We start from the raw sequence: 5,751 nt of genomic DNA, 5'->3' as shown, positions 1-5,751 counted from the left end.
CGAGCTGTTCGTGGGCCGCGTGCTGCGCATCGACCGCTGCGACGGCGAGCCGCTGGTCTTCCACGGCGGTCGCTTCGCCAGCCTCGCTCCGGCAGCTTGATCCTGCCTTGCATTTTTCGTTGCCGTCTTACAGGCCCCAGGAGTCACTCATGACCGCCTCTGTTTCCACCTCCCTGCTGCAAGCCCTCTCCAGCGGGACGCTGCGCGTCGTCGACCTGACGCACACCCTGTCCCCAGAGTTTCCTGCACTGGTGCTGCCGCCAGAACTCGGACAAGTCTGGGGCTTTAAGCAGGAGCGCATCTCGGCCTACGACGAAGCAGGTCCGGGCTGGTACTGGAACAACTTTTCCTGCGGTGAACACACCGGCACGCACTTCGACGCGCCGGTGCACTGGATCACGGGTCGCGACCATGCGAACAACACGGTCGAGACGATCGACCCACAGCGCTTCGTGGCCGGTGCGGTGGTGATTGACGCCAGTGCCGAGGTGGCAAAGAACCCCGACTGGCTGCTCACCGTCGAACACTTGCAGGACTGGGAGGCGAGGCATGGCCACATCCCGGCCGGCGCCTGGGTATTGCTGCGCACCGACTGGTCACGGCGGCTCGAAGATCCCAATGCATTCCTGAATCTTCGCGAGGATGGCGCGCACACCCCCGGTCCGACGCAGGAAGCCGTGGAGTGGCTGATCCGCGAGCGGGACGTGCTGGGCTTCGGTGTAGAGACCGTCAACACCGACGCCGGGCAGTCCTATGCCTGGCCGGTGCCGTACCCCTGCCACACGCTGATGCACGGTGCCAACAAGTACGGTCTGCAGTGCCTGCGCAACTTGGACCAACTGCCACCGCAGGGCGCCGTGATCGTGGCTGCGCCGCTGAAGATCCGCAACGGCTCCGGCAGTCCGTTGCGCGTACTGGCCCTGGTGGGTTGAGCGGAGCGCACCCATGACTTCGCATCCCGATGTCATCCTGGTCGGCAGCGGGATCAACTCGCTGGTGTGCGCGGCGCTGCTGGCTACGCGCGGCAAGCGAGTGCTCGTTCTGGAGCGCAATGACCGGCTGGGCGGCTGCATCCGCACCGAGGAGTTGTTTCCCGGCTACCGGCATGACGTGCTGTCGCAGTGGTATCCACTGTTCGTCGGCAGCCCGGCCTATACCGAGCTGCGGTCCAAACTGGAGGCCGCTGGCCTGGTGTTCGAGCAGTGCGACTACACCACCGGCTTGGTACTGCTCGATGGTCGTGGCATTGCGCTGAAGCAGAACATTGGCGACACGGTTCGTCGCCTCGAAGCCGTGGCCCCGGGCGACGGTGTGGCGTTTGGTGCGATGGCGACGCGGCTGTTTGGTGAGGACGCAGCACTGACCTTCGGCCTGCTGGGTCAGCAGCCCTACGGATTAGGCGTGGTGAAACTGCTGTTCCGTGAATGGCGCAAGCGCGGCTTGGAAGGGCTGACGGGGTTCGCTGCCGATTCGCTGGAGAGCTTTAGGCGTTGGTCCGAGCGCTCGTTGCGGCACGACCTGAGCCGTGCGCTGATGGCGCCTTGGGTGCTGCACTCCGGCCTCGGACCGGACGAGTCGTGTTCCGCGCTGATCGGCAAGCTGACCTTCGCCGCCGTGGTGGCCGGGGGCATGCCGGTGGTGCGCGGTGGCAGTGACGGTATCGTGCAAGCGCTGCGCCAGGTGATCGAGCAGCACGGCGGCGAGCTACGCGTCAACGCGGAAGTTACCGAGGTGCTGGTCAATGGGAGCGGCCGGCGGGTCCGTGCGGTCGGCGTGAGGGTGGGCAGCGAGACGATACGCGCTGACGAAGCCGTGATCTGCAACGTCACGCCGCCGCAGCTGTACGGCAAGCTGTGGCCGCAGGCGCCGTCTCCGGTGCGTGAGCGCGCCGCGGGCTATCGCTTCGGCCGCGGCGGCATGCAGGTGCATTTCGCGCTGCGCGGTACACCGAACTGGGCCGATGCCGAACTGGCCCGCGTGCCGCTGCTGCATCTCACGGAGAGCCTGGAGCAGGTTTGCACATCGGTGGTGGAGGCCAACAACGGCCTGCTGCCGAGCCGTCCGACCTTGGCCATCGGTCAGCCCACGGCGGTGGACCCGAGCCGTGCGCCGGCCGGCGGCTCGATCCTGTGGATCCAGATGCAGGAGTTACCCGTGCGACTGCGTGGCGACGCTGCCGCGCAGATCGAGGTGCCTGCTGACGGCTGTTGGACCGACGCCGTGCGCGAAGCCATGGCTGACCGGGTACAGGCGCGTCTTGAACAAGTCATGCCCGGCTTGGCGCAGCAGATCGTTGGCCGGCGGGCCTTCGGGCCGGCCGACCTGCAGGCGCTGAACGCCAACTTGGTCGGCGGCGATCCCTACTCGGGCACGTGCTCGCCCGACCAGTTCTTCTGGTTGCGTCCGTTCGCCGCTACCCAGGGTGCGCGCACGCACCGCACGCCATGCCGCGGGCTGTACCAGATCGGTGCATCCACCCACCCCGGGCCGGGCCTCGGTGCAGGCTCCGGCTACCTGGTCGCTCAGGCCCTGGCGCCACGCTGACGCACCCGCAATACAAATCGCATGAGCGAAGCGGTCCAGCCACAGTGCGTGGCTGGACCCGGGTGCCGTTGCTCCGCATGACCTTGTGCGCTGGCGGCCGTGCTGAGCTCCGCATCACCGAACCAAGCCCTGTCGGATTCAAAAGGGTGGGCCGTTCAACCAGCCGCCTGACCAGGCCCACCTGCCTCCACGAGCCAGCGCGGCGCACTGTCAATGGACGCCCACTGGGCGATGAGAGGAGCAATATGAGCACCGTAATGCTGCGCCGCGGCGTGGCCGCGCTTGGCATGTCGATGGCGGCTGCGGCGTGCCAGGCCACTGAAGGCAACGGCTTGGGGCTTTACCCCGATGGCCTGGAGAACTTTCTCTCCGGTGCGCTGCCGCCCTCGGGCGTGCACACATTGGTCTACGCAGGGGGTGGGCAGTACGACAAGCTGCGCGACAACGATGGCAAGCACATCGGTCCGCCGGACTTCAAGGTCAAGTTCGGCGCCGTGGTGCCCCGTGTGGTGTGGGTGACGCCGCACACGCTGCTGGGCGGACAGCTTGCCTTCGAGGCGCTGGCGCCACTCCTGAGCGTGGATGTCCGGGCGGGCGGCCAGACCTTCAGCAAGGTGGGCGTCGGCGATCTGGTCTTGGGCGCAGTCCTTGGTTATCACCATTCTCCGGCTTTGCATTCGGCGTTTGGCTTTGACATCTACGCGCCCACCGGACAGTACGACCGCAACAACCCTGCCAGCCTGGGAAGGAACGTCTGGGCCTTGCAGCCCGTCGCCGCGGTGAGCTATGCGCAGCCGGTGGGCCTGAATGTCGACGTGAAGGCGATGTGGGACATTCCCCGGCGCAACGACGACACACAGACGCGCTCCGGCCAGGCATTGCATGCCGACTATGCGATGGGATGGGGCCTTGGCAATGGCTGGGTGGTGGGCGTCGGTGGGCACGTCTACCGTCAGATCACTGACGACAAGGGCCCTAACGCCGGCACCGGCAAGGCCTCTTCGTTGGCCATCGGCCCGTCGCTTCGCTACGCCAATGACAAGGGTCTGATGATCACCGTGAAGTTCCAGCAGGAATTCCACGTACGCAACCGTCCCGAAGGACAGCAACTCTGGGTCAAGGCGTCGCTGCCGTTCTGATCGAAGGCGAGGCTCAGGAGGGCCTCGCTGCGCCAGATAGCGCCGCGCGCTCAGCTTGGCCGGCGCATCAGAAACCGGGCCTGCGGCGTGATCTCGAAGTAGTCGGCCGGCCCGCCGCCTCGCAATATCGGCTGCGCTGCCGTTGTGTCGTAGTTGCCGTCAGCGGCGCTGAGCAGTGCGCGGTCGATGTGCACCATCACGACCTCTCCGAAAACCATCCAGGTGTCAAGCGCACCGCCGAGGTGGTCCTGCATTTGCCTGACCTCGATGGCCTTGCACTCCATGGCCACCGGGCTCTGGCCTACCGCGGGCGGGCGGACCAGCGCAGAGCCTCGCGGCGTCAGACCCGCGAGCTGGAATTCGTCGCCGGCCACTTCCGCGCTGGTGGCATTCACGGCATCGGCCAGCGCCCGGGTGGCAAGGTTGTAGACGAACTCGCCGGTGGCTTGCACGTTGCGAACCGTGTCTTTGTAGCCGACGCTTGAAAACGCGACGATCGGCGGCCGATAGTTGAAAACATTGAAGAAGCTGTAAGGCGCCAGGTTGGGTCGTCCCTGGTCATCGCATGTCGAGATCCAACCGATGGGCCGGGGTCCAAGGATGGCCGCGATCGGATCGTGCCGCAGTCCGCTGCCTTTGCAAGGTTCGTAGGAGTGCATCGTGTTGCCCATCAAGAAGCTTTTTTGAAATGGCGCGAGTCTATTGACACGCCTGTCGCTGGGATGCCGCTTTTGCAGCGGACATTTGAATCTCTGCAGGATCCGGATAGACCTGCTGCAGCCGGGTGAGGTGGTGCACGCGGGACCGCGTGAGGCATATGCACGACCGCTTATGTGCAGGACCTTCAGCCCTTATGACGTCGCCGCTGTTGTGTGCGGTCCGTGGATATTCGCTGCAGCAAGCGGCTAGGGACTGGCTGAGCCAACACCCAATATTGATCCACGGTTCACGCCGCGCCAGGAATGGGCTCCTGCCGGCTGAAGTCGCGCTTCGTATTGAAGCGATTCACGTGGAAAGGCAAATTCATGAAGGGTCTTGAAGGCAAGGTGGCCATCGTCACCGGTGGAGCCACGTTGATCGGTGCGGCGGTGGTGGATGCCCTGGTGGCGGGGGGCATGCGCGTGGCCGTGTTCGACGTCGACCGGCAGGGCGGCGCCAAGGTGGCTGAACGTCATGGTCCGGCAGTGATGTTCCAGGCGGTGGATATCACCGACGACGCGCAGATTGCACAGCATGTGGACCTGGTGCAGTCGGGCTTCGGGCGCGTGGACGCGCTGGTCAATCTGGCCTGCACGTACACCGATGACGGTGCCGCGTCCGGGCGGGCCGAATGGCAGCAGGCGCTCAATGTCAATGTCGTCAGCGCCGTGATGATGGCCCGCGCGGTGCGCGCGGCCATGCGCGCGGTCGGTGGCGGCGCGATTGTCAATTTCACCAGCATCTCCTCCAGCGTCGCTCAGACCGGCCGCTGGCTGTACCCGGTGTCCAAAGCTGCGCTGCTCCAGGTCACCCGCAGCCTGGCGATGGATTTCGCACCGGACCGCATCCGCGTCAATTCGGTGTCCCCGGGCTGGACCTGGTCGCGTGTCATCGAGCAGCTCGCCGGCGGCGACCGTGCCAAGGCTGACCAGGTGGCGGCGTCCTATCACCTCCTCGGTCGGCTGGGTGATCCGGCCGAGGTCGCCGAAGTAGTGGCCTTCCTGCTGTCGGACCACGCCAGCTTTGTCACCGGCGCGGACTACGCCGTTGACGGCGGGTACTCGGCCATGGGTCCCGAGCAGAACCTGCCCGCCATTCCACGCCTGATGGCCTGAGCCCCTGGCATTTCCCAGTTCATCGCAATTCACAAGGAGACATATCCATGCGCCGCATTGCCATTGTCGGAGGAGGGCAGGCCGGCTTGCCGCTGGCCCTGGGCCTGCTGGACAAGCGCTACGAGGTGACGGTGGTCACCAACCGCATGCCCGACGACATCCGCCGCGGCAAGGTCATGTCCAGCCAGTGCATGTTCGATTCTGCGCTGCAGATCGAGCGCGAGCTGGGCCTGAACCCGTGGGAGAGCGACTGT

At 65.8% G+C, this 5,751-nt stretch carries 5 protein-coding genes and 1 pseudogene; 5 read left to right on the top strand and 1 reads right to left on the bottom strand.

All coding sequences use genetic code 11. The features are described 5' to 3' along the window. Positions 1–149: 149 nt before the first annotated feature. The 3 genes from SM757_RS34385 to SM757_RS34375 all read left to right on the top strand — a co-directional run bounded on the left by SM757_RS34385 (position 150) and on the right by SM757_RS34375 (position 3,683). Positions 150–932 (top strand): cyclase family protein, encoded by a 783-nt coding sequence (locus tag SM757_RS34385; RefSeq protein WP_322468772.1) that lies wholly within the window; start codon positions 150–152, stop codon positions 930–932. Positions 933–945: 13 nt separating this feature from the next. Then, positions 946–2,544, top strand: a complete 1,599-nt coding sequence (locus SM757_RS34380) for a phytoene desaturase family protein (protein WP_322468771.1) — start codon at positions 946–948, stop codon at positions 2,542–2,544. 245 nt (positions 2,545–2,789) lie between these two features. Further along, positions 2,790–3,683 carry a SphA family protein gene (locus SM757_RS34375; RefSeq protein ID WP_322468770.1) on the top strand — a complete coding sequence of 298 codons (894 nt, stop codon included), beginning with the start codon at positions 2,790–2,792 and terminating at the stop codon, positions 3,681–3,683. A gap of 50 nt (positions 3,684–3,733) precedes the next feature. Here the strand turns inward: SM757_RS34375 and SM757_RS34370 are convergent, their stop codons facing one another. Continuing rightward, entirely contained in the window at positions 3,734–4,357 is a 624-nt protein-coding gene (locus tag SM757_RS34370) for a flavin reductase family protein (protein ID WP_407655830.1), read from the bottom strand. A gap of 351 nt (positions 4,358–4,708) precedes the next feature. Here SM757_RS34370 and SM757_RS34365 point away from each other — a divergent pair, with 351 nt between their 5' ends. Then, positions 4,709–5,497 carry an SDR family oxidoreductase gene (locus SM757_RS34365; RefSeq protein ID WP_322468768.1) on the top strand — a complete coding sequence of 263 codons (789 nt, stop codon included), beginning with the start codon at positions 4,709–4,711 and terminating at the stop codon, positions 5,495–5,497. 47 nt (positions 5,498–5,544) lie between these two features. After that, positions 5,545–5,751, top strand: a pseudogene (locus tag SM757_RS34360) (styrene monooxygenase/indole monooxygenase family protein); the annotation flags it as partial.

This window comes from Azohydromonas lata (genome assembly GCF_034427735.1).
Lineage (GTDB): Bacteria > Pseudomonadota > Gammaproteobacteria > Burkholderiales > Burkholderiaceae_C > Azohydromonas > Azohydromonas lata.
The sequence above is the reverse complement of the archived record's forward strand: the minus strand, read 5'-3'. Positions and strand labels throughout refer to the sequence as shown.

What these genes read in the sequence shown, in the direction of transcription:
- SM757_RS34365 (WP_322468768.1), top strand. Translation starts at nt 4,709, where the DNA reads ATGAAGGGTCTTGAAGGCAAGGTGGCCATCGTCACCGGTGGAGCCACG.
- SM757_RS34380 (WP_322468771.1), top strand. Translation starts at nt 946, where the DNA reads ATGACTTCGCATCCCGATGTCATCCTGGTCGGCAGCGGGATCAACTCG.
- SM757_RS34385 (WP_322468772.1), top strand. Translation starts at nt 150, where the DNA reads ATGACCGCCTCTGTTTCCACCTCCCTGCTGCAAGCCCTCTCCAGCGGG.
- SM757_RS34375 (WP_322468770.1), top strand. Translation starts at nt 2,790, where the DNA reads ATGAGCACCGTAATGCTGCGCCGCGGCGTGGCCGCGCTTGGCATGTCG.